Source organism: Streptomyces marispadix (genome assembly GCF_022524345.1).
In the GTDB taxonomy this organism is placed as follows: domain Bacteria; phylum Actinomycetota; class Actinomycetes; order Streptomycetales; family Streptomycetaceae; genus Streptomyces; species Streptomyces marispadix.
In genome coordinates, this window is the sequence record NZ_JAKWJU010000002.1 from 497,627 (window position 1) to 518,781 (window position 21,155).

Genomic DNA, 21,155 nt, shown 5'->3' on the forward strand with positions numbered 1-21,155 from the left:
GTGCCCTTCGGCCGGGGGCCTGGGGTGGGGACCCCGGCAGCCGAGTCTAGATGGACGGGAGTGCGCCGCCGCACACGGCCGTGATCGCCTGATCACGCGGAGGGGCCGCGCTCCCGCTGGGCTGCGGAGAAGCCCGTGCGCGCCGCTCAGCCCAGAAAGGCAGGGGCGCCCACGGGCAGGGTAAATCGGAACTGGGCGCCACCGGCGACCGCCCGTCCCACGGTGATCGTCCCGCCGTGCGCCTCGACGATGCCCTTGACGATGTAGAGGCCCAGGCCGGTGCCGCCGCGCTTGCTGCCCCGCCAGAAGCGGGTGAAGACGCGGCTCATCGACTCCTCGGGAATGCCGGGGCCTTCGTCGCTCACGGTGACTGCCGTTCCTTCTTCGTCGCTGCGGAGGGGGGCGGGTGCCACCTCGATGGTGACAGTGCCCTCGCCGTGGCGCACCGCGTTTTCCAGCAGATTGCCCAGCACTTGGTCGATCTTGTCGGGGTCGGCCCACAGTCCGGGCAGCGGCCCGGTCACGCGGGTGACGAAACGGTCGGCGGAGCGTCCCGCCGCGATGTGCGCGTCGATGTGGCGGCGTACGGCCGCCGCCATGTCCACCGGCTGCCGCCGCACCTCCAGGCGCCCGGAGTCGATACGGGAGATGTCGAGGAGTTCGGCGATGAGCCGGGTGACGCGGTTGGCGTCGGCGTCGACGGTCTCCAGCATCAGCCGCTTCTGGTCGTCGGTGAAGCGCTCCCACTTCGCCAGCAGCGTCGCGGTGAAGCCCTTCACGGAGGTGAGCGGGGAACGCAGTTCGTGTGCGACCGTCGCGATCAGTTCGGCGTGGCTGCGCTCCGCGCGGCGGCGGGCCTCGGTGCTGCGCAGGGTCACCACCAGCCGCTGGAGGGGGCCGAGGGGCTGCGCCCGTATGTAGCGGGCGGCGACCAGCACTTCACGACCCCCGGGGAGCAGCAGGTTGCGCTCGGGCTGGCCGGTACGGGTCGCGAGGCCGCCGTAGGGGTCGGTGACCTGCCACCAGCGGCGGCCGTGCATGTCCTCCAGGGGCAGCGCGTGCTGGAGGCTGCCGCCGACGGCTTCGGCGGGGCTGCGGCCGGTGAGGCGGGCGGCGGCGGCGTTGAAGCAGACGACCCTGCCCGTGCCGTCGGCGACGACCAGGCCCTCGGGCAGATCGTCGGGATCGACGCCGGGTGCGTGGTCTTCGGGGTGCGGCGGCGAAGCTCCGTTCGCGCTACGGGAGTTGACGTCGTGGGCGCGGTGGTCCTCGCCGAGGCCCGCGTCGCCCGAACTCACCGCGTCGCCCGTACATCCCTGGCTCGACGTGCATCCCTGGCCGGCGGAAGCGGAAGGTGACGAGGACGGGGCACCGCGCGGCATTGCGCGCTCCGTCCACACGTCCATCCCGCCCGCACCCCCCTCTTCTGGCATCACCGGCTCCACGGTCCCCGGCTGGAACATCCGGCCCCGACCTGTCCGACTCCGGGCCCGGCCACCCTACTAGTGCACCGTCCGCCTGTCCCTCCCCGCGACGTGGGGCGGAAGCCGCACGGCAGCGGGTGCGATGCGCCCCGGGCGCGCGCCGGGGCGCACGGTTCGGCACAGCCGTAGCCGCTCTGCGGGAGGCCGCTGACGTGCTACGTGCCGTCGCCGCCGGAACCTTCGCGGCGCCGCCCCGCGCTGCGCTGCGCCCGTGCCGACGCGTACAGGCAAACGGCAGCAGCGGTCGCCAAGTTGAGGCTCTCCGCCCGCCCGTGAATGGGGACCCGCACCACCTCGTCGGCGAGCGCGCGGGTCTCCTCCGGCAGGCCCCACGCCTCGTTTCCGAAGATCCATCCGGTGGGGCCGCTCATGGCCCCCTCGTCGAGTTCGTCGTCGAGGTCCCGCTCGCCGGCTCCGTCGGCGGCCAGCAGACGTACGCCCGCTCCGCGCAGCCCCTCGGCGGCCTCGGCGACCGGTACGCCCACGGCCACGGGCAGATGGAAGAGCGAACCGGCGGAAGCCCGCACCGTCTTGGGGTTGTACAGATCGACGGAGGCGTCGGTGAGGATCACGGCATCCGCCCCCGCGGCGTCGGCACAGCGCAGCACGGTGCCCGCGTTGCCGGGATCGCGTACATGCGCGAGTACGGCCACGAGGCGCGGCCGGGCGGCCAGTACCTCCTCCAGCGGCGAGTCGGTGAAGCGGCACACCCCCACGAGGCCCTGCGGGCTGACGGTCTGCGCGATGCCGTCCAGCGTCTGCGGATCGGCGAGATGGACGCGTGCGCCCGACTCCCGTGCCCCGCACAGGATTTCGGGGTGACGCCCGGCTGCCTCGGCGGTCGCGAACAGCTCCACGAGCGCGGACGGAGCGGCGTGCGGACCGCCGCCCGAGCCGCCGTCGGCGCAGCCGCCGCCCACCACAGCGCCGACGGCCTCACGTACCGCCTGCGGCCCCTCGGCCAGGAAACGGCGGTCCTTGGCGCGGAAGTTGCGCCGCACGAGCCGACGTGCTGCCGCTACGCGTGCGGAGCGCGGCGAGATCGGATCGGTGCCGTGGATCGGGTCGGGGTCGGGGGTGCCCATGGGCGGCGGCTCACTTCTCGGTTCGTGACCTGCGAGGGTGCCGAGGCCGCGACAGCAGCGGACCCGCGGGCGCTGATGCCCACGGGTCCGCTGCGATGCGTCACGCCTGCGGTGTGCTTCAGGCTGCCTTCGGAGCGTTGACGTCGCTCGGCAGAGCCTTCTGCGCCGCCTCTACGAGCGCGGTGAACGCCCCGGCGTCGTTGACCGCGAGGTCGGCGAGGATCTTGCGGTCCACCTCGATCTCGGCGGCCTTCAGACCCTGGATGAAGCGGTTGTACGTGATGCCGTTGGCGCGGGCCGCGGCGTTGATGCGCTGGATCCAAAGCTGGCGGAAGTCGCCCTTGCGCCGCTTACGGTCGTTGTAGTTGTAGACGTAGGAGTGGGTGACCTGCTCCTTCGCCTTCCTGTACAGACGGGAGCGCTGGCCGCGGTAGCCGCTGGCCTGCTCCAGGATCGCCCGGCGCTTCTTGTGTGCGTTGACTGACCGCTTGACGCGTGCCACTTGATAACTCCTTGGTACACGGGGCCGGTCTGGTGGGACGACCACCCAGCCCGAATCGATTGGGTCCCGGTCGAACCGGCCTTACTTGCCGAGAAGCTTCTTGGCCTTCTTGGCGTCGGCCGGGGCCATCTCGGTCTTGCCGGCAAGGCGGCGCGTCAACGTGGACGGCTTGTGCTCGAGAAGGTGGCGGCGACCGGCACGCTGGCGCATCACCTTGCCCGAGCCGGTGATCTTGAAGCGCTTACGGGCACCACTGTGCGTCTTGTTCTTCGGCATGTCGCCGTTCACTCCTCGTCGGTGACGCCCCGCGCCCGGCCGTTCCCGGCCGGTGTCGAAGGCGCCGTCTGTCGCTTGTACGGGGGTTGTGCGGGGTGTCCCGAGGCAGGAGGCCCCTGGAGGGCTCACGCCTCGGCGGGCTCCTCGGCGGGGTTGCTCTCCTGCTGGCGGCCGGCCTTGCGGGCGGCCTGCGCCTCGCGGGCCTCGGCCATCGCCTCGGTCTTCTTCTTGTGCGGACCGAGCACCATGATCATGTTGCGGCCGTCCTGCTTCGGGTTGGATTCCACGAAACCCAGGTCGGCGACGTCGTCCGCGAGCCGCTGAAGCAGCCGGAAGCCCAGCTCGGGGCGGGACTGCTCACGTCCGCGGAACATGATCGTGATCTTGACCTTGTCACCCTGCTTGAGGAACCGGACGACGTGACCCTTCTTGGTGTCGTAGTCGTGCGGATCGATCTTCGGCCGGAGCTTCATCTCCTTGATGACCGTGTGCGCCTGGTTCTTGCGCGCCTCACGGGCCTTCATGGCCGACTCGTACTTGAACTTTCCGTAGTCCATGAGCTTGCACACCGGCGGGCGGGCCGTCGCGGCCACCTCGACTAGGTCGAGGTCGTATTCCTGTGCGAGCTCCAGGGCCTTGGCAAGCGGCACGATGCCGACCTGCTCGCCACTGGGACCGACGAGTCGCACCTCGGGGACGCGAATCCGGTCGTTGATGCGGGGCTCGGCGCTGATGGGGCCTCCTCGGGTACACGGCACGGCGGTCTGGCGGACGGCCGCGCAAGTGATGTCGTCTGTGTGACCACCGCGCCGAGACGCAGAAAACGCCCCTGACGGACACAGGCGGTGGCTCCTCAAAGACCTGGAGCACCGACGCGCGATCCGCGGGGCGCAGCCTGACCGTTGACCCGCGGCCCTGGGGGCCGTCAGGTGGGAGTTCGGAGCCTCCACTTGCGGGCTGAAGTCACTTACTCTCCAGCCGGTCGGTTTCCCAGCATACCAGGGGGCACTAACACGCCCCACCGGGGCGGTGCGAGGGCGATACGGGGCGGGAGCACGGCTGCGACGGCGGGGCCTAGGCTGGCACACATGAGCGACTCAGCTTCCAGCGGCCCGCAGGCGCCCGGCGGTCCCGACTTCGACAGCATGACCCGCGACATCGCGGACGTACCGGCGGTCGAGGTGATCACCACCGTCGCCGTGCATCTGATGAGTTCGGCGGCGGTCAACCTCGGACTGTCCGAGGGCGGGGAGGAGCACCGCGACCTGGACGAGGCGCGGAAGCTCATCCACTCGCTGGCCGGTCTCGTCACCGCGAGCGCCACGGAGATCGGCTCGTACCATGCGGCGCCGCTGCGGGACGGGCTGAAGTCGCTCCAACTGGCCTTCCGTGAGGCGTCGGCGGTGCCGGACGAGCCGGGTCAGGGGCCTGGCGAGAAGTTCACGGGGCCGGTGTTGAGCTGACGTGAGCGGGCCGCCCGCCCGGGTTCGCCCTTCGCAGGCGGCTCCGTAGGCAGGTCCTTCGGCAGCCCGGCTGAACGGCGCGGACGCCGCCGTTCAGCGCGGCGAGCCCGAGGGCTGGAGGTTGCGGTGCAGGTCCGCGCCCGCGGGCGGATGTGTGACCCGGTGCACCGCGGCCGCCAGCAGGCCGCCCACCAGCGGTGCCACGAGGAAGAGCCAGAACTGGGTCAGCGCCGCACCGCCCGCGAAGATGGCCGGGCCCAGGCTGCGGGCCGGGTTGACGGAGGCTCCCGTGAGCGGGATGCCGACCAGGCTGACCACCGCCAGCGTCAGTCCGATGGGGATGCCGCCGAAGCCCGCGATCGCGATTCTGTGCGTCATGCAGAGATAGACGTAGACGAGCAGCGCGGTCATCAGCAGCTCGGCGAGGAACGCGCCGCCGAGGTTGATCTGCACTGCCGAGCGGTCTCCGAAGCCGTTGGTGCCGAAGCTCTCGCTGGTCTTCAGCCCGGGGACCTGCTTGGCGAGGAGGAAGAGGAGCGCGGCGCCCGCGATGGCGCCGGCGAGCTGTGCGATCCAGTACTTCACCGCGGTGTGCACGTCGAGGCGCTTGGCCGCGAGCATGCCGAGGGTGACGGCCGGGTTCACATGGGCGCCGGAGACCGGTCCGAAGAGGTACGCGACTGCGAGCAGCGTGAAGCCGAAGGTCAGGGCGATGCCGAGCGTCCCGATGTACTCGCCCGACAGCACCGTGGCGCCCACTCCGAAGAAGACGAGCACCAGGGTCCCCAGGAATTCCGCCGCGGTGGTCTGGAGTTCCGTCTCGGTCTGCATGGCACTCCCCACAGTCGGGATCGGTCGTCCACCATCCTCCGCCGCACGCGCCGGGCTCGCATGTCGAGCGGGACGGGCACGCAAGGGCGGGGCGGCACAAGGGGAACGGGCGCGAACGGGGCGCGTGACCGTACGGGAGTGAGGGCGCGTCAGCGGCGGTAGAGGGCGCTCCCGGGCAGCGAGGTGCCGGGCGGAAGGAGGGCGATCTCCAGTCCGCTCAGGAGGCGGGAGCGCAGCGTCTCGTCGGACGCCAGGGCACCGGCGAGGCGCCGCACCGCGGCGGAGGCCGCCTCGGTGTCGGCCGAGGTCCCCGGGTCGAGGGTCAGTGCGAGGGTGCCGTCGGACCGCGGGCCGCCGGGGGCGAGATACGCGCCCGTCACCTCGGGCTCGGCGGCCAGCAGCGTACGGAGCGCGGCGGCGACCCGGGCGTCGGCGGAGGCGTCCGTGCCGGTGCGGCCCTCGGCGAGAGCACGCAGCGCCGGGCCGGTGAGCTGGTATGTGACCGGGCCTGCGAGGTCCAGTACGAGGGTGTCGGCCTGCTCGTGGGCGAGCGCCTGGAGCGCCTGGTGCAGCGGTACGGCGACGGGGCGGGCCGCGGCGTCCCAGCGGGCGAGGGAGTCGGTGCTGGTGAACGCGGGCAGCGCGCGGCGACCTTGGGGGAGGTCAGCGTCGGAACGGCCATGTCGCTGGTCTTCTCCCCGCCCGCCGCGCGTGGGTCCGGCCCGCCCGTCTCCTCCCCCGCTTCTCGCTGCCCCGGGGCCGCGCCCGAAGCCGGGTCCGGCGAGGGGTCCGAGCGTTCCACCGCGACGACGGGCACCAGCAGCCGCGCCCGGGTCAGTGCCTCCAACACGCGCTGTTCGGCGCCCGGCCGTGCCGGGTCGGTCCGCCAGGCGGCGAGCGCCTCGGCCAGAGCGGGGTCGGCGGAGCCGTCGTCGTCGGCGAAGCCGGGGTCGGGGATCTCCTTGAGCGCCACGGGCCTGAGCTTAGTTCCGTACGGACGCGCCTCTTCACGCCGGGGCGAGAGCGGAACGGACGGGGAGCACGGGCTCGAAAGCCGGGGTCGTGCGCCCGGAAACCCGCCGCCGCCCCGGCCGCCTCAGCCGGCGCGCCGTCTCTGCCGCGCGCCGTCTCAGCGTCGACACAACTCAGCCGCGCGGCAGACGCGAGCGTGCCCCGCGCAGAGTCTCCAGGCTCACGCCCTTGTGCACCGCCACCGCGCCCCCGATCAGCAGCAGCCCCAGCACGGCGGCCATGGTCGCCAGCCAGCCCGCGCTCGGCCCGTCGTCCGGGCCGGTGCCGAAGAACTCGCTCCTGTAGGGCGGCTGGCTGGGCTGCTGCTTGCGCGGCTTGATGTTCGTGCCCATCTCGATGGCCGCCGCGGGGTCGACGACTCCCGTGCCCAGGGCGTCGCTGCGTCCGCCCTCGGGAGTGTGGCGGGCGGTGTCGGAGATCAGGTCCTTGATCTGGGCCGGGCTGAGATCGGGGTGTGCGGCCCGTACGAGCGCGACCGCGCCAGAGGCGAAGGCCGAGGCCGCGCTGGTGCCCCAGCCCTCGTAGTAATGCCGGTCCGGGTCGGCGATCAGCACCTGCTTGCCGGGGGCGGCGACCGTCGCGTACCAGCGCCGCGTGGAGAACGACGCCCGTGCCCCGCGGCGGTCGACGGCCGTGACCGCGACGACCCCGGGATAGGCCGCAGGATAGGAGACGTGGTCGCCCTCCTCGCCGCCGTTCCCGGCGGAGGCGACGACGACCGCGCCCTTGCGCTGCGCGTAGCGGACGGCGGCGTCCTCGCCCGGCTCCGGGTGCGCTGAGCTGCTGTCGTCCCCGAGGGAGAGGTTGATGACGTCGGCGCCCTTGTCGGCGGCCCAGCGGATACCGGCGGCGAGGGCGGTGGGCCGCTGGTCGCGCGCTTCCTTGCGCTTGGGGTCGCTGTCCTCCAGCAGTACCCGTACGGGGAGGATCCTGGCGTCCGGGGCGACGCCGAGGACGCCGAGCTTGCGGCCCTTGCCGTGTCCGTGCCCGGCGATGATGCCCGCCATGGCGGTGCCGTGCCGCGCCCAGGCGCGGTCTCCCTTCTTCGCGCCCATGCCGAGGAAGTCCTTGCCGCCGTGTACGGCGCCCTTCAGATCGGGGTGGCTCGGGTCGACGCCGGTGTCGAGCACGGCGACGGTGATGCCCTTGCCCCTGGTGGTCTTCCAGGCGTCCGAGGCGTGGATGGCCTTCAGGCCCCACTGCTGGCGCTGGATGCCCTCGCCGTCCGCCGCTGCCGCGCTTCCGGCCGCGGGCAGCAGCGGGAGGATGCCGAGCGCCCCCGCGAGCACCGCCGACGTGAGACGGCGGGAGTGGCCGCGTACGGGCCCGCTGCGTGCAAGTCGTGTGCGTACGGGCGCAGTCGGGGGCCCGGACCCCGGCGCGGCCGTGGGCTTCGCAGAAGGAGTGCCGGGCCGGGCGGACGTGGTGCCGGGCCCCGCGGGCCGGGGGTCCCCGCTTCGAAGGTCCGCGGTACGGGGGTCTTTCACTGGTCGTCCTCCGCTTCTCCTGCCGCACTGCGCAGCCGGCGCTCGATGCGGTCCGCGATGCCCTGTGCGTCATGGCCGAGTCCGGCCTGCGCCGCGGCGGAGGTCTCGCCCTTCTCGGTCGCCTCGGCCGCGGGCTGCGGATCGCTGACCACACGTCCGTCGGCGAAACCGCTCACCGCGTAGACGACGACGGGAGCGTCGGAGAGCACCCGTATCGTCCAGCTCGCCCGCTGCGCGTCGCCGAAGTCGGCCGAGACCGTGCCGCGTGACCCGTAGGGACGTGGCATGAGGTCGGTGCGTTCGCTGAGGTTCTCCACGGCGAACCGCTTGCGCAGCGCTCGCATGCCCGCCCCCTCGGAGCGGGTGAAGAGCAGTCCTACGGTGGTGACGCTGCTGGTGGTCTCGTCGGCGTAGGTCGCCCGCACCAGGCGGCTGCATCCCACGGGCGAGAGTGCCTTGGCCAGCAACGGGTCGAACGCGCCCCGGCAGTTGCTGTCCGGGGCGACCGCGACGCGCAGCCAGCGGCGGTCGGCGCCGCCGGGCCCCGCTCCCCGTCCCTCCAGTACGCGGGGGAAGAGCCGGTCGACGGAGTTGTTGTGCCACGCGGCGCGCATCTCGTCGAACGAGCCGTCGGTGACCGCCTGTTGGCCGGGGTCGTCGGTGAACAGCGTGCCGGCGGCGGCACCGCCCAGCAGCCCGACGCCCAGCACGAGGCAGACGGCGGCGGCGACTGTGCGCGGCGCGGGACGGTTGTGCACGGGCTCGTCACGTACGGGCCTCAACTGCCAGGTGGCGGGGCCCGAGTCGGGGGGTCCGCCGGGACTCGCGGGCGGGGTGGCGGGCATCGGCGGGCGCTGCGGCGGTACGGCGCCCGGCCGCCCGGCGCCACCAGCGGTGCCGGGCCCGGAGTTGCCGCCTTCCGGTCCGCTGCTGCCTCTGGCTCCCGAGCCGCCCTGGCCGTCGGCCCCCGTGGCGGAACCCCCGCGGCTTGCCGTTCCCGACGTCAGCGGCTCCCCGGTAGGCGGCGGTGGCTGGGGAGTCGAGGAGGGCCAGGGCACGCGTGGCCCTCCGGGGGGAGCGGAAGAGGGGGACGGGGCGGACGAGGGCCGGGGGCCGGCGGGCCTGGATGCGTCCGATTCCGTGTCGTGCGGCATCTGTGGGGTGGGCTCGTCTCTCTGGGGATGCTCCACGGGCGCGCCCGTACGCGGAGACGCGGAGGGGCGCGGGGGAAATGCGGGGCGTGGCGGGACCTGGGGACGTCCGGGAATCGAGTCCGGTGAAGGGTCCGGGGAGTGTGTGCGGTCGGCGTCAGTGCTCATCTGCACCCCTCCCGCGCGCAGTGCCACCCCACACGATCCCTTTCGGGGCATGCCGGTTCGTATCGGACAGCACGCCGCTGGTCCAGACTCATCACAGCGTGCGGCCGTCACTCTACGGTGCGAACTGGTGGTCCCGGCAACCCGGTCGGGCAGATGGCAGGGCTGTCCTGCACGGCTCGGCTCTGGCAAGCTGCCGGGGTGCCCGACGTCGAACCGGACCCCGCGTCCCGTACAGAAGCACGCTCCACGGCCCGTCCAGCGGCCGGTCACGGAGCAGGTCCCGCGGCCGACCGCGGCCGCTACGACCGTGCGACGGCCCATCTCGATGCGCCGCTCGCCATCGTGGATCTCCAGGCGTTCGACGCGAACGCCGACGATCTGGTGCGCCGTGCCGGTGGCAAGCCGGTGCGCGTGGCGAGCAAGTCGGTGCGCTGCCGTGCCCTGTTGGAGCGTGTGCTCGCCCGCGAGGGATTCGCCGGGGTACTGAGCTTCACCCTCGCCGAGTCCCTGTGGCTGGCGCGCTCGGGCATCGACGACGTACTGCTGGCGTATCCGTCGGCCGACCGCTCCGGCTTCGCAGAACTGGCCGCGGACGAGAAGCTCGCGCGCAGCGTGACCGTGATGGTGGACGACATCGCGCAGCTCGACCTCATCGACGCCGCGCGGGACGGCGGCACCCAGGAGATCCGGGTCTGCCTCGAACTCGACACGTCCCTGCGGCTGTTGGGCGGGCGCATCCGTGTCGGTGCACGTCGCTCGCCGCTGCACTCTCCCTCCCGGCTGGCCGAGCTGGCCCGCTCCGTGACCCGCCGCGAGGGGTTCCGGCTGACCGGACTGATGGCCTACGAGGGGCACATCGCGGGCGTGGGCGACGACGCTCCCGGCAACTGGCCGCGCTCGCGCGGCGTACGGCTGATGCAGGCCGCCGCTCGGCGCGAACTGGCCGCCCGCCGGGCCGCGGCCGTAGCCGCGGTGCGCCGGGTCGCCCCGGATCTGGAGCTGGTCAACGGGGGCGGCACGGGCAGCGTTCAGCACACTGCCGCCGAGGACGCCGTCACGGAGATCGCCGCCGGCTCCGGCCTGTTCACGCCGCGCCTCTTCGACCACTACACGTCGTTCACGGGCAGGCCCGCCGCGCTCTTCGCGCTGCCCGTCGTACGCAGGCCGGGCGTCGGTGTGGTGACCGTGCTGGGCGGCGGATATCCGGCATCGGGGGCGCCGGGCGCGGACAGGCTGCCGCAGCCGTTCCTTCCGCGTGGTCTGCGCTACGACAGGCAGGAGGGCGCCGGGGAGGTGCAGACGCCGCTGCTGGGGGCCGCCGCGGACGACCTGCTGGTGGGCGACCGCGTGTGGTTCCGGCATGCCAAGGCCGGTGAGCTGTGCGAGCGTTTCGACACCCTGCACGCCGTGGAAGGCGACCGCGTCACCGCCTCGCTGCCGACGTACCGGGGCGAGGGCCACACGTTCCTCTGAGCGCCGACCGGCTGCCCGGCGGCCGTCGTGAGTCCGGCGGCCGTCGTGAGTGCGGCGGTTCGACTACGACGGCAACGGCCCTCAGACGTCCTTGCCCGGGGTGCCGCCTGTGCCCTCGTCCTCCTTGACCCCCTCGGCCAGCTTGTCCATGTCGCTGAGCGGAGGCGCGGAGCGCGCGATGTCGAAGCCGGTGCGCAACAGCAGCATCTCGCCCGAGCCGTCGGGGTGGGTGAAGGCCACCGACTCCACGTAGGCGTCCGGCTTGGTGCGGTTGACGATCTTCCAGCGCACCCGGTACGCCTCCTCGCCCGCGACCGAGGTCTTCTCGGAGGCCACCGCCTCGTGCGAGGTGATGCCGCCGTAAGTCCCCTTGCTGTAGGCGGTCTTGGCGAACCGTTCGATGTCCCTCTTCGCCGTGTCCTCGGCGCTGGCGGTGTCCGTCGGGGCGACGACGATGGAGGACGAGCCGCGCAGACAGCTCTCGTCCTTGCTGCCGGGGCATCTGTACTCGCCGGTGGTGACCATCGGCCCGAACGGGTCGTGCCGCCAGCCCTCCAGCACGGGCAGATCGACCCCGGTGGCCGGTACTTCGCTCTCCGGGCCCTCCGGCCCCTCCGGTCCGTCCGGCTCCGGTCCCGGCTGCGTGGGCTCGCCGTTCGGGGCTCCGCCGCCCGCCTCGTCGCGCGGTGCGCTGTCCGCGCCCACCACGAAGGTGAGCACGGCGCTGACGACGAGCGCGGTGACGAGCACCGCCGCGCCCACGACACCCGCGACGAGAGGACCGCGCACGGCCGCCTTGGTACGGGTCTGGCCCGTCCAGGAGGAGCCGTCCCACCACCGTTCCGCGGAGGGCGAGTTGGCTCTCTGCGCCGGGTCGGGGTCGGGGTACCAGCCGGGCGGCGTCGTCATGCTCACGCTTGCACTGTAGGACAACAGTTGTACGAATCACATGGCCGCCGCCCGGCCCGGGCCCCCTGCCCCGTACCGGTCAGAGAGGCGTCACATACGCACCGGAGATGCCGCCGTCGACCATGAAGTCCGTGGCGTTGACGAACGACGCGTCGTCGCTGGCCAGGAAGGCGACAGCGGCGGCGATCTCCTCCGGCTCGGCGAAGCGTCCGGGCGGTACGTGCACCAGGCGGCGCTGTGCCCGCTCCGGGTCCTTCGCGAACAGCTCCTTCAGCAACGGGGTGTTGACGGGCCCCGGGCAGAGCGCGTTGACCCTGATGCCCTCACGGGCGAACTGCACGCCCAGCTCCCGCGACATCGCCAGCACGCCGCCCTTGGACGCGGTGTAGCTGATCTGCGACGTGGCGGCCCCCAGCACCGCGACGAAGGAGGCGGTGTTGATGATCGAGCCACGCCCCTGCCGCTGCATGTACGGGATGACGTGCTTGCAGCACAGATACACCGAGGTGAGGTTCACCTGCTGTACGCGCTGCCAGGCGTCGATGCCGGTGGTGAGGATCGAGTCGTCGTCGGGCGGGGAGATCCCGGCGTTGTTGAACGCGATGTCGACCGAGCCGTAAGTCTCGTACGCCGTACGGAAAAGCGCCTCGACCTGCCCGGAGTCGGTGACGTCCGACTCCACGTACAGTCCGCCGGTCTCCTCGGCCGCGGCCTTGCCGCGCTCGCCGTCGACGTCGGCGCAGACCACATGTGCGCCCTCGGCGGCCAGCCGCCGCGCGGAGGCGAGGCCGATGCCGCTGCCGGCGCCGGTCACCACGGCGGTACGGCCCGTCAGTCGGCGGCAGTCTGCGGCCTGCGCGGGGCCGTTGAGCGGTTCGGTCACTGCTGCTCCTCCGTGCTGATGAAGACGTTCTTCGTCTCGGTGAAGGCGGCGAGGGCGTCGGGGCCCAGCTCACGGCCGAGGCCCGACTGCTTGTAGCCGCCGAAGGGGGTCGAATAGCGCACGGCGCTATGGGAGTTGACGGACAGGTTGCCCGCCGCGACGGCACGGGAGACCCGCAGGGCACGCCCCACGTCCCGGGTCCAGACCGAACCGGCGAGCCCGTACTCGGAGTCGTTGGCGATGCGGACGGCCTCCTCCTCGTCGTCGAAGGGGATCGCCACGGCGACGGGGCCGAAGATCTCCTCGGCGCTGCGCCGCTCGCCGGGCCGTCCCTCCAGCACGGTCGCCGGATACCAGAAGCCCTTGCCCGCGGGGACCTCGCGCGCGGATCAGCGCGGGCTCGTCCTCCGGTACGTAGCCGCGCACGCGTTCACGCTGGCGGTGCGAGATCAGCGGGCCCATCTGAGTCGACGGATCGGCCGGATCGCCCGCCGCGAAGGTCTTCACCGCGGGCTCCAGCAGCTCCAGGAAGCGGTCGTAGACCTGGCGCTGTACGAGGATGCGGCTGCGGGCGCAGCAGTCCTGCCCGGTGTTGTCGAGGAACGAGCCCGGGGCGGACGAGGCGGCCAGCGCGAGGTCCGCGTCGGCGAAGACGATGTTGGGGCTCTTGCCGCCGAGTTCGAGCGTCACGCGCTTAACGCTCGCGGCGCATCTGGCCATGATGTCCTTGCCGACGGCCGTTGAGCCGGTGAAGACGATCTTGGCCACGCCCGCGTGCTCGACGAGGGCGGTGCCGGCCACCGGGCCCTCGCCGGGCAGCACTTGGAAGAGGCCCTCGGGCAGCCCCGACTCCAGGGCGAGTTCGCCGAGGCGCAGCGCCGTCAGCGGCGTGGTCTCGGCGGGTTTCAGCACGACGGCGTTGCCGGCGGCGAGCGCGGGCGCCGTGCCCCATGCGGCCACCGGCATGGGGAAGTTCCAGGGCGCGATGACGGCGACGACGCCGAGCGGTTCGGCGAAGGTGACGTCGATCCCGCCCTCGACGGGGATCTGGCGGCCGTTGAGCCGTTCCACTCCCCCGGCGGCGTAGTCGAGGAGGTCGCGTACGTTGCCGGCTTCGAAGCGGGCGTTGCCGAGGGGATGTCCGGCCTCGCGCATCTCCAGCCCGGCGAGTTCTTCGAGGTGTTCGTCGACGGTGACGGCGAACCGCCGCAGCAGCCGCGCCCGTTCGCCGGGGGCGAGGGCCGCCCAGGCGCTCTGGGCTCGCGCCGCCCGGCGCACCGCGGCGTCGACGTCGCCGGGCCCGGCGGCGGTGACGGTGGTGATCAGTTCCTCGGTCGCCGGGTTGACGACCGGAAGTTCGTCCTTGTGGTGCTGGTCTGGCAAAGCCGTTCCTCACATGCGCTCGAAGGAGCGGAAGCGCTCCCAGTCCGTGACGGCGGTGTCGTATGCCTGCTGCTCGACGGCCGCCATGTTGCTGTAGTGCGCGACGACTTCCTCGCCGAACGCCTCGCGTGCGATGTCGCTGCGCTCCCACAGCTCGGCGGCCTCCCGCAGCGTCGTGGGGACGTGCTCGGCGTCACCGTTGTAGGCGTTGCCCGTGCAGGCCTCCTCAAGCTCCAGCTTCCGGTCTACGCCGTGGAGGCCCGCGGCGATCATCCCGGCGGTGGCGAGGTACGGGTTGACGTCGCCGCCCGGTACGCGGTTCTCCAGCCGGTGGCCGTGCCCGTGCCCGACGACGCGCAGCGCGCAGGTGCGGTTGTCGGGGCCCCAGGCGACAGCCGTGGGCGCGAACGAGCCCGGCTGGAACCTCTTGTAGGAGTTGATGTTCGGGGCGTAGAGCAGCGTCAACTCCCGCATCGCGGCGAGCTGTCCGGCAAGGAAGTGGCGCATCGTGGCGGACATGCCGTACGGGCCGTCGTCGTCGGCGAGCACCGGGGCGCCGTCCGCGTCGCGGAGCGAGAGGTGGATGTGGCACGAATTGCCTTCGCGCTCGTCGTACTTGGCCATGAAGGTCAGCGCGTGGCCGGTCTGCGAGGCGATCTCCTTGGCGCCGGTCTTGTAGACGACGTGCTGGTCGCAGGTGGTGAGCGCCTCGTCGTAGCGGAAGGCGATCTCGTGCTGCCCGAGGTTGCACTCGCCCTTCGCCGACTCCACGCGCATCCCGGCTGCGGCCATCTCGTTGCGGATGCGGCGCAGCAGCGGCTCGACGCGGCCGGTGCCGAGCATCGAGTAGTCCACGTTGTACTGGTTGGCCGGGGTCAGCCCCCGGTATGCGCTGTCCCACGCCTGCTCGTAGGTGTCGCGGAAGACCATGAACTCCAGCTCGGTGCCCGCGTAGGCGCTCCAGCCGCGCTCGGCGAGCCGGTCGAGCTGGCCGCGGAGGATCTGCCGGGGAGAGGCGGCGACGGGCGAGCCGTCGTGCCACGCCAGATCGGCGGTGATCATCGCGGTGCCCGGGTTCCACGGGACGAGGCGCAGCGTGCTGGTGTCGCCGTGCATGGCGAAGTCGCCGTAGCCGCGCTCCCAGGACGACATGGAGTAGCCGTCGACGGTGTTCAGGTCGACGTCCACGGCGAGAAGGTAGTTGCAGCCCTCGGTGCCGTGCTCCAGGACCTCGTCGAGGAAATGGCGGGCCGCGAACCGTTTGCCTTGCAGCCTCCCTTGCATGTCCGTGAAGGCCAGGGCGACTGTGTCGATCTCCTCCCGTTCGACGAGCACTCGAAGCTCGTCGACTGAGAGCGGGGGTGTGCGGTCTGCCACGTCTGGCCTCCTGTCGGTCCACGGGAAGTCATAAGGTAGTCCCGAATACCATTGGTTCGGAAGGGGTTCCGATGAGGGAAGGCCAGTGAACGCCCGGCACGGCACCGGTACGGGCGGGTCCGGCGGCACGGCCGGGGACGACCGTCTCGCCGCTGTGCTTCGGCCGGTGCGGGCGGGCAACGGTTTCGAGGAAGCGCTGGAGCAGATACTCCAGATCGTCCGGCTGGGCCTCGTCCCCGACGGCGAACGCCTTCCCTCCGAGCGTGAACTCGCCGGGCGCCTCGGCATCAGCCGCGTCATGCTTCGCGAGGTGCTGAAGGTCCTCGCCGAGGAGGGCCTGGTGGTCAGCCGCCGCGGGCGCTACGGGGGCACCTTCGTACGACACCCTCAGCCGCCCTCGCCCGGCACGGGCTCCCCTGAGGAGCTGCGGCGCGGCGTGTCCGGCGCCGCCGGCGCCACCGGCGAAGACGACGTGAGGGATACCCTCCGCTTCCGCGAGGTGCTGGAGACCGGCGCGGCCGAACTGTGCGCCTCACGCGGGCTGGACGAAGACGAGGCCGCCCGTCTCCGCGCCGCCCTGGACGCCACGCGCAACGCGGCGCTGGCCGACTACCGGCGCAGCGACACCCTCCTGCACCTCACCCTCGTAGAGCTGGCCGGTTCTCCCACGCTGACCGCCCAGTACGCCGCCGCACGCGCGAAGGTCAACGATCTGCTGGGCCGGATTCCGCTGCTGGTACGCAACTTGGAGCACGCGCAGCAGCAGCACACGGAGCTGGTCGACGCCGTGCTGGCGGGCGATCCCGAGCGGGCGCGGCGTGTGAGCCGCGAGCACTGCGCGGGCACCGCCGCGCTGCTGCGGGGCTTCCTGACCTGACCGGACCGGGAGCCGCGCCCGGCCAGGGAGCCGCCACGACCCGGGAGCGGCCCGGCCCAGGCGCTGCCACGGCCCGCTCCCTGGGGCGCCCGGACGACGCGTTCGGCAGCCGAAGTAACCACCACGTAACGCACGGGGGGTTGCGCTGCGCCCCACCTCGGCGCAAAGGTATGTCTCCACACCAATGCCGAGGGTAGGAGCGGTCATGGCCGATGGAACCAAGTCCTCGCACCCGTCCCCCGATTCGGGCCCGGAGAGCGCGGAGGCATATCTCCAGGCCCGTTCGCTCCGGCGCGGCAGCGCGGGCTGGCTGCTGCTGACCGGCCTGGGCGTCGCCTACGTCGTCTCCGGCGACTACGCGGGCTGGAACTTCGGCCTCGCCGAGGGCGGATTCGGCGGCCTGGCGATAGCCACCGTGCTCATGGGCGCGATGTACACCTGCCTGGTCTTCTCCCTCGCGGAGCTGTCCTCGATCCTGCCGACCGCGGGCGGCGGCTACGGCTTCGCCCGCCGCGCGCTGGGCACTTGGGGCGGCTTCCTGACCGGGACGGCCATCCTCATCGAATACGTCCTGGCGCCCGCGGCCATCGCCGTCTTCATCGGCGGTTACGTCGAATCGCTCGGTCTCTTCGGCATCCACGCGGGCTGGCCGGTGTATCTGGTCTGCTTCGCGCTCTTCATCGGCATCCATCTGTGGGGCGTGGGCGAGGCGTTGCGCTTCAGCTTCGTCGTCACCGGGATCGCCGTCGCGGCGCTGCTGGTCTTCTGCGTGGGGGCGTTCACCCACTTCGGGGGCGGTTCGCTCAACGACGTCGCGGTCGACGGCGACGCGTTCGGCTCCAGTTCATGGCTGCCGCTGGGACTGCTGGGCATCTGGGCGGCGTTCCCGTTCGGCATGTGGTTCTTCCTCGGCGTCGAGGGCGTGCCGCTGGCGGCCGAGGAGGCCCGCGACCCCGTACGTGCCATGCCGAAGGCACTGGCCCTCTCCATCGGCATCCTCGTGCTGCTGGCCGTGCTCACGCTGATCCCCGCGGCGGGAGCGGCCGGTTCGGACGCCATCAAGGACGCCGACAACCCGCTTGTCGCGGCGCTCCAGGCCGCCACGGGCGGCGAGGCGACGACGCTGAGCAGAATCGTCAACTACGCGGGCCTCGCGGGCCTGGTGGCCTCCTTCTTCTCGCTCATCTACGCCGGGTCACGGCAGCTCTTCGCGCTCTCCCGTGCGGGCTATCTGCCTCGCTTCCTGTCGCTGACGAGCCGCCGCAAGGCCCCGTATCTGGGGCTGCTGGTGCCGGGCGTGATCGGCTTCTCGCTCGCGGCGTACACCGGGGACGGCGCGCGGATGCTCAACATCGCCGTCTTCGGCGCCGCCATCAGCTACGTGCTGATGGCGCTCTCGCACATCGTGCTGCGCCGCCGTGAGCCGGAACTGCCGCGCCCCTACCGCACCCCGGGCGGACTCGTCACGTCCTCGGTGGCGTTCGTGCTGGCCTGCTCGGCGGTCGTCGCCACGTTCCTGGTCGACCCGGCGGCGGCCGGGATCGCCCTGGTGCTCTATGTCGTCGCCGTCGCCTACTTCGCCCTCTACAGCCGCCACCGCCTGGTGGCCGCCGCCCCCGAGGAGGAGTTCGCGGCGCTCGCCGCCGCCGAGGCGGAGCTGGACCGCGGCTCCGATGACGACCCCGCTCCTGCTCCGGCTCCCCGTCCGGGCTCCTAGTACGTACAGGATCGTGTTCGTACATACAGGATCAGACGAGGTACGTACGAAACGTGGCGTGATACGCCCGTAGGCTGGAGCACGCGGAGCACAGCGCGACCGGGACCACCGGGGACCGAGGCAGCGGCGTACGGCCGCCCCCGGCCCCCGGGCCCGCGTCAAGCCGCCGAAGACCGACGACGAGACCGCTGCCGGAGGCCACCTTCATGCAGACCCCGCTCATCGGCGTCAGCACCTACATGGAGACCGACGTCCGCTGGGGAGTGTGGCAGCACCAGGCCGCGGTGCTGCCCGCCGGATACCACCGCCTGGTGCAGCGGGCGGGCGGCTGTGCGCTGCTGCTGCCGCCCGGCGAGGACGAGCAGGCACGGCGGATCGTGAGCAGGCTGGACGGGCTGGTGGTCTCCGGCGGGCCCGACGTCGACCCCGCGCGCTACGGGGCACGGCGCGAACCGGACTGCGGCCCCTCCGACCCCGCGCGGGACGCCTGGGAACTCGCCCTGTGCAGGGCCGCGTTGGACCAGGGCGTGCCGCTGCTGGGCATCTGCCGCGGCATGCAGATCCTCAATGTGCTGCTCGGCGGCACCCTCGTACAGCATCTGGAGGGCCACCGCGGCACCCCGGGAGTCTTCGGGGAGCACCCGGTGCGGCCCGTGGCCGGGACGCTGCTGTCACGGGTGCTGCCCGAGGCGGTGTCCGTGCCGACGTACCACCATCAGGCGGTGGCGCGGCTCGGCGAGGGGCTTGTGGCGGGCGCGCACGCGGAGGACGGCACCGTCGAGGCGCTCGAACTACCCGACGGGACGCACCCGTTCGTCCTCGCCGTGCAGTGGCATCCCGAGGAGGGGCAGGACGTGCGCGTCATGCGTGCCCTGGTGGAGGCCGCTCGGGAGCGCGGGCGGGAGGCCGGGCGACCGGAGAACGCGTCGCCGGGATCTCCCGCACCCCCGGAATCCGGTGAGCCCCCTGAGTCCCCTACGGCGCGTACGGCACCCGCGGCCGGCTGAGCGCTGAGCCCAGCGCCGCCGTCAGGGCTTTCGGCGCCTCGATGAGCGACGGCCCGTACCAGGTCAGGGAGCGGCCGTCGACCAGCGCGGAGGGCAGCTCCGGGAACGCCTCCGGGCCGTCGACGCCGGTGAAGCGGTAGGGCTCGTCCGGGAGTACGACCAGATCGGCGAGCCCGCGCCGGTTCAACTCGTCGATGGGGACGCGTGGATAGCGCTCGGCGTGCCGCCCGTAGACGTTGTGCACCCCGAGATGTGCCAGCAGGGCGCCCGCGAAGGTGTCCCGGCCGAGCACCATCCACGGCCTGCGCCAGACCGGGATCACCGCCCGCACGTCGAACTCCGCCCGCGCCCCTCGCCAGGCGGCCTCCGCCTCGTCCAGCCAGGCGGGACGCGCGAGGCCGCAGCCCGAGGTCAGCATCCGGTCGAGTTCGGCGAACGCCTGCTCCAGCGTGCGTACTTCGGTGACGAGGACGTCCAGCCCGGCGGCGCGCAGGGCGGCGAGATCCGCCTCCCGGTTCTCCTCCTCGTTCGCCACGACGAGGTCCGGGGCGAGGGAGACGACGCGCTCGACATCGGGGTTCTTGGTGCCTCGTACGCGGGCGACGTCCAGCCCCGGAGGATGGCTGCACCAGTCGGTGGCACCGGCCAGCAACTCCGGTTCGGTGGCGGCCAGCGCCTCGGTGAGCGAGGGGACGAGGGAGACGACGCGTCGCACGGTGCCGGTACTCGAGTGCGCCATACCGGCACCGTACGCCCCCCGTGCGGCCCAAGGTGCCGCTCCCCCGTACGGCGGCCCGCCTCCCGGTGGTCGCCCGCCTCGATTCCGGCGGCCGGAGGGCGCGTTCCTCGTACGAAGAAGAGCGTAGGCATGTATCGGCCGATGGGGCAGGGCCAATTTGCGCCATGCGCAGCCGGCGGGGAGATCCGGGGCGGCAGCACACCGGGAGCGAACGCGGCCACGGCGGCCCCAGCGGCGAGGACGGGCGCGGCCTGGCGTCCGGGGCGCGCTGTCGGACCCGTACGGCATCATCGGGACCGTGACTACGACGACGGCGCGACGCCTGATGCTCCTGGACACCTCGTCCCTCTACTTCCGTGCCTACTTCGGCGTTCCGGACTCCGTGAGGGCGCCCGACGGCACCCCGGTCAACGCCGTGCGCGGGCTGCTCGACTTCATCGCGCGCCTGGTCGCCGGCCGTCATCCGGGCTCGCTGGTGGCCTGCATGGACTTCGACTGGCGCCCCCAGTGGCGCGTCGATCTCATCCCCTCGTACAAGGCGCACCGCGTGGCCGAGGAGGTGGACGCCGGCCCGGACGCCGAGGTGATCCCGGACACCCTCAGCCCGCAGGTGCCCGTGATCGACGAGGTCCTCGACGCCATCGGCATCGCCCGCGTCGGCGCCGCCGGTTACGAGGCGGACGACATCATCGGCACCCTCACGGCCCGCGCCGCCACTCCGGTCGACATCGTCACCGGCGACCGCGACCTGTTCCAGCTCATCGACGACGAGCGGGGCGTGCGGGTGCTCTATCCCGTCAAGGGCGTGGGAAATCTCGACGTCTACGACGGCTCGGCGCTGCGTGCCAAGTACGGCGTGGACGGCGGGGGTTACGCCGATCTGGCCCTGCTGCGCGGCGACCCCAGCGACGGACTGCCCGGAGTACAGGGCATCGGCGAGAAGACGGCGGCGAAGCTGCTGGAGCGCTACGGCGACCTGGCTGGGATCGTCGCCGCCGCGGCCGACCCCGGGTCGGGGATCACACCGGCACAGCGCAAGCGCCTGGCGGAGGCCCGGGACTATCTGGCCGTGGCGCCGAAGGTGGTGAAGGTGGCCGACGATGTCGCCCTCCCGCAGTTCGACGCGTCGCTGCCGACACGGCCCCGGGACCCTCAGGCCCTGGTTTCGCTCGCGGAGCGATGGGGCCTCGGCGGCTCCCTGGAGCGGCTGCTGAACGTACTGGCGGAACGGGAGGGCTGAGCCGGGCCGGTGCGCCGACCGTGGGCTGCAAGGAGGCTTCCCCGCTGTGAAGTGGTACGTTTGGAGAACTT

Annotated in this window: 18 protein-coding genes and 2 pseudogenes; 6 read left to right on the forward strand and 14 right to left on the reverse strand. The window is 72.4% G+C overall.

Annotation, left to right across the window (positions count from 1 at the left end; translation table 11 throughout):
• Positions 1–146: 146 nt before the first annotated feature.
• The 5 genes from MMA15_RS02195 to infC all read right to left on the reverse strand — a co-directional run bounded on the left by MMA15_RS02195 (position 147) and on the right by infC (position 4,105).
• The gene (locus tag MMA15_RS02195) at positions 147–1,406 is read right to left on the reverse strand and encodes a sensor histidine kinase (RefSeq protein WP_372498312.1); all 1,260 of its coding nucleotides are present in this window, start codon (positions 1,404–1,406) and stop codon (positions 147–149) included.
• Positions 1,407–1,639: 233 nt separating this feature from the next.
• Positions 1,640–2,569, reverse strand: a complete 930-nt coding sequence (locus MMA15_RS02200) for a TrmH family RNA methyltransferase (protein ID WP_241057241.1) — start codon at positions 2,567–2,569, stop codon at positions 1,640–1,642.
• Positions 2,570–2,687: 118 nt separating this feature from the next.
• Positions 2,688–3,071, reverse strand: a complete 384-nt coding sequence (gene rplT, locus MMA15_RS02205; RefSeq protein WP_241057242.1) for a 50S ribosomal protein L20 — start codon at positions 3,069–3,071, stop codon at positions 2,688–2,690.
• Positions 3,072–3,152: 81 nt separating this feature from the next.
• Entirely contained in the window at positions 3,153–3,347 is a 195-nt protein-coding gene (gene rpmI, locus MMA15_RS02210) for a 50S ribosomal protein L35 (RefSeq protein WP_070018614.1), read from the reverse strand.
• Between the two features lie 125 nt (positions 3,348–3,472).
• Positions 3,473–4,105: a translation initiation factor IF-3 gene (infC, locus tag MMA15_RS02215; protein WP_241057243.1), complete on the reverse strand. Its 633-nt coding sequence runs from the start codon at positions 4,103–4,105 to the stop codon at positions 3,473–3,475.
• A 330-nt stretch (positions 4,106–4,435) separates the two neighbouring features.
• On the opposite strand from infC, the gene MMA15_RS02220 reads away from it, so the two are divergent.
• Positions 4,436–4,810 (forward strand): DUF1844 domain-containing protein, encoded by a 375-nt coding sequence (locus MMA15_RS02220; protein WP_241057244.1) that lies wholly within the window; start codon positions 4,436–4,438, stop codon positions 4,808–4,810.
• A 93-nt stretch (positions 4,811–4,903) separates the two neighbouring features.
• On the opposite strand, the gene MMA15_RS02225 is transcribed toward MMA15_RS02220, so the two are convergent.
• From MMA15_RS02225 to MMA15_RS02240, 4 genes and pseudogenes are all read right to left on the reverse strand, one after another.
• Positions 4,904–5,641 (reverse strand): MIP family channel protein, encoded by a 738-nt coding sequence (locus MMA15_RS02225; RefSeq protein ID WP_241057245.1) that lies wholly within the window; start codon positions 5,639–5,641, stop codon positions 4,904–4,906.
• Between the two features lie 149 nt (positions 5,642–5,790).
• Positions 5,791–6,614, reverse strand: a pseudogene (locus MMA15_RS02230) (SseB family protein).
• A 172-nt stretch (positions 6,615–6,786) separates the two neighbouring features.
• On the reverse strand, positions 6,787–7,962 hold the full coding sequence (mycP, locus tag MMA15_RS02235) for a type VII secretion-associated serine protease mycosin (RefSeq protein ID WP_308290495.1): 1,176 nt from the start codon (positions 7,960–7,962) through the stop codon (positions 6,787–6,789).
• A 194-nt stretch (positions 7,963–8,156) separates the two neighbouring features.
• Positions 8,157–9,005 (reverse strand): hypothetical protein, encoded by an 849-nt coding sequence (locus tag MMA15_RS02240; protein WP_241057246.1) that lies wholly within the window; start codon positions 9,003–9,005, stop codon positions 8,157–8,159.
• Positions 9,006–9,677: 672 nt separating this feature from the next.
• Between MMA15_RS02240 and MMA15_RS02245 the strand changes: the two genes are divergently transcribed.
• Positions 9,678–10,952 carry an alanine racemase gene (locus MMA15_RS02245; protein WP_241057247.1) on the forward strand — a complete coding sequence of 425 codons (1,275 nt, stop codon included), beginning with the start codon at positions 9,678–9,680 and terminating at the stop codon, positions 10,950–10,952.
• Between the two features lie 81 nt (positions 10,953–11,033).
• Here the strand turns inward: MMA15_RS02245 and MMA15_RS02250 are convergent, their stop codons facing one another.
• From MMA15_RS02250 to MMA15_RS02265, 4 genes and pseudogenes are all read right to left on the reverse strand, one after another.
• Positions 11,034–11,861, reverse strand: coding sequence for a DUF2510 domain-containing protein (locus tag MMA15_RS02250; RefSeq protein ID WP_241062929.1), 828 nt, complete (start codon positions 11,859–11,861; stop codon positions 11,034–11,036).
• 79 nt (positions 11,862–11,940) lie between these two features.
• Positions 11,941–12,744, reverse strand: coding sequence for a 3-oxoacyl-ACP reductase (locus tag MMA15_RS02255; RefSeq protein ID WP_241057248.1), 804 nt, complete (start codon positions 12,742–12,744; stop codon positions 11,941–11,943).
• Positions 12,741–14,127 (reverse strand): annotated as a pseudogene (locus MMA15_RS02260) (aldehyde dehydrogenase family protein). The gene MMA15_RS02255 and the pseudogene MMA15_RS02260 overlap by 4 nt, the downstream one beginning before the upstream one ends.
• A gap of 9 nt (positions 14,128–14,136) precedes the next feature.
• Positions 14,137–15,504 (reverse strand): glutamine synthetase family protein, encoded by a 1,368-nt coding sequence (locus MMA15_RS02265; RefSeq protein WP_241057249.1) that lies wholly within the window; start codon positions 15,502–15,504, stop codon positions 14,137–14,139.
• An 85-nt stretch (positions 15,505–15,589) separates the two neighbouring features.
• Here MMA15_RS02265 and MMA15_RS02270 point away from each other — a divergent pair, with 85 nt between their 5' ends.
• The 3 genes from MMA15_RS02270 to MMA15_RS02280 all read left to right on the forward strand — a co-directional run bounded on the left by MMA15_RS02270 (position 15,590) and on the right by MMA15_RS02280 (position 19,105).
• Complete coding sequence (locus tag MMA15_RS02270; protein WP_241057250.1) at positions 15,590–16,381, forward strand: FadR/GntR family transcriptional regulator; 792 nt, start codon at positions 15,590–15,592, stop codon at positions 16,379–16,381.
• A 205-nt stretch (positions 16,382–16,586) separates the two neighbouring features.
• A complete protein-coding gene (gene eat / locus MMA15_RS02275; RefSeq protein WP_241057251.1) occupies positions 16,587–18,098 on the forward strand; it encodes an ethanolamine permease in 1,512 nt (503 codons plus the stop codon).
• Between the two features lie 206 nt (positions 18,099–18,304).
• The gene (locus MMA15_RS02280; protein WP_241057252.1) at positions 18,305–19,105 is read left to right on the forward strand and encodes a gamma-glutamyl-gamma-aminobutyrate hydrolase family protein; all 801 of its coding nucleotides are present in this window, start codon (positions 18,305–18,307) and stop codon (positions 19,103–19,105) included.
• Here MMA15_RS02280 and MMA15_RS02285 read toward each other — a convergent pair.
• Positions 19,074–19,844, reverse strand: a complete 771-nt coding sequence (locus MMA15_RS02285) for a helical backbone metal receptor (RefSeq protein ID WP_241057253.1) — start codon at positions 19,842–19,844, stop codon at positions 19,074–19,076. The genes MMA15_RS02280 and MMA15_RS02285 overlap by 32 nt on opposite strands.
• Positions 19,845–20,169: 325 nt before the next feature.
• Between MMA15_RS02285 and MMA15_RS02290 the strand changes: the two genes are divergently transcribed.
• The gene (locus MMA15_RS02290) at positions 20,170–21,084 is read left to right on the forward strand and encodes a 5'-3' exonuclease (RefSeq protein WP_241062930.1); all 915 of its coding nucleotides are present in this window, start codon (positions 20,170–20,172) and stop codon (positions 21,082–21,084) included.
• The last annotated feature ends 71 nt before the right edge of the window (positions 21,085–21,155 follow it).

Coding starts and splice junctions, on each gene's coding strand:
- MMA15_RS02195 (WP_372498312.1), bottom strand. CDS start 1,406: ATGGACGTGTGGACGGAGCGCGCAATGCCGCGCGGTGCCCCGTCCTCG.
- MMA15_RS02285 (WP_241057253.1), bottom strand. CDS start 19,844: ATGGCGCACTCGAGTACCGGCACCGTGCGACGCGTCGTCTCCCTCGTC.
- MMA15_RS02280 (WP_241057252.1), top strand. CDS start 18,305: ATGCAGACCCCGCTCATCGGCGTCAGCACCTACATGGAGACCGACGTC.
- MMA15_RS02240 (WP_241057246.1), bottom strand. CDS start 9,005: ATGCCCGCCACCCCGCCCGCGAGTCCCGGCGGACCCCCCGACTCGGGC.
- MMA15_RS02225 (WP_241057245.1), bottom strand. CDS start 5,641: ATGCAGACCGAGACGGAACTCCAGACCACCGCGGCGGAATTCCTGGGG.
- rpmI (WP_070018614.1), bottom strand. CDS start 3,347: ATGCCGAAGAACAAGACGCACAGTGGTGCCCGTAAGCGCTTCAAGATC.
- MMA15_RS02220 (WP_241057244.1), top strand. CDS start 4,436: ATGAGCGACTCAGCTTCCAGCGGCCCGCAGGCGCCCGGCGGTCCCGAC.
- MMA15_RS02200 (WP_241057241.1), bottom strand. CDS start 2,569: ATGGGCACCCCCGACCCCGACCCGATCCACGGCACCGATCCGATCTCG.
- eat (WP_241057251.1), top strand. CDS start 16,587: ATGGCCGATGGAACCAAGTCCTCGCACCCGTCCCCCGATTCGGGCCCG.
- MMA15_RS02290 (WP_241062930.1), top strand. CDS start 20,170: ATGCTCCTGGACACCTCGTCCCTCTACTTCCGTGCCTACTTCGGCGTT.
- MMA15_RS02250 (WP_241062929.1), bottom strand. CDS start 11,861: ATGACGACGCCGCCCGGCTGGTACCCCGACCCCGACCCGGCGCAGAGA.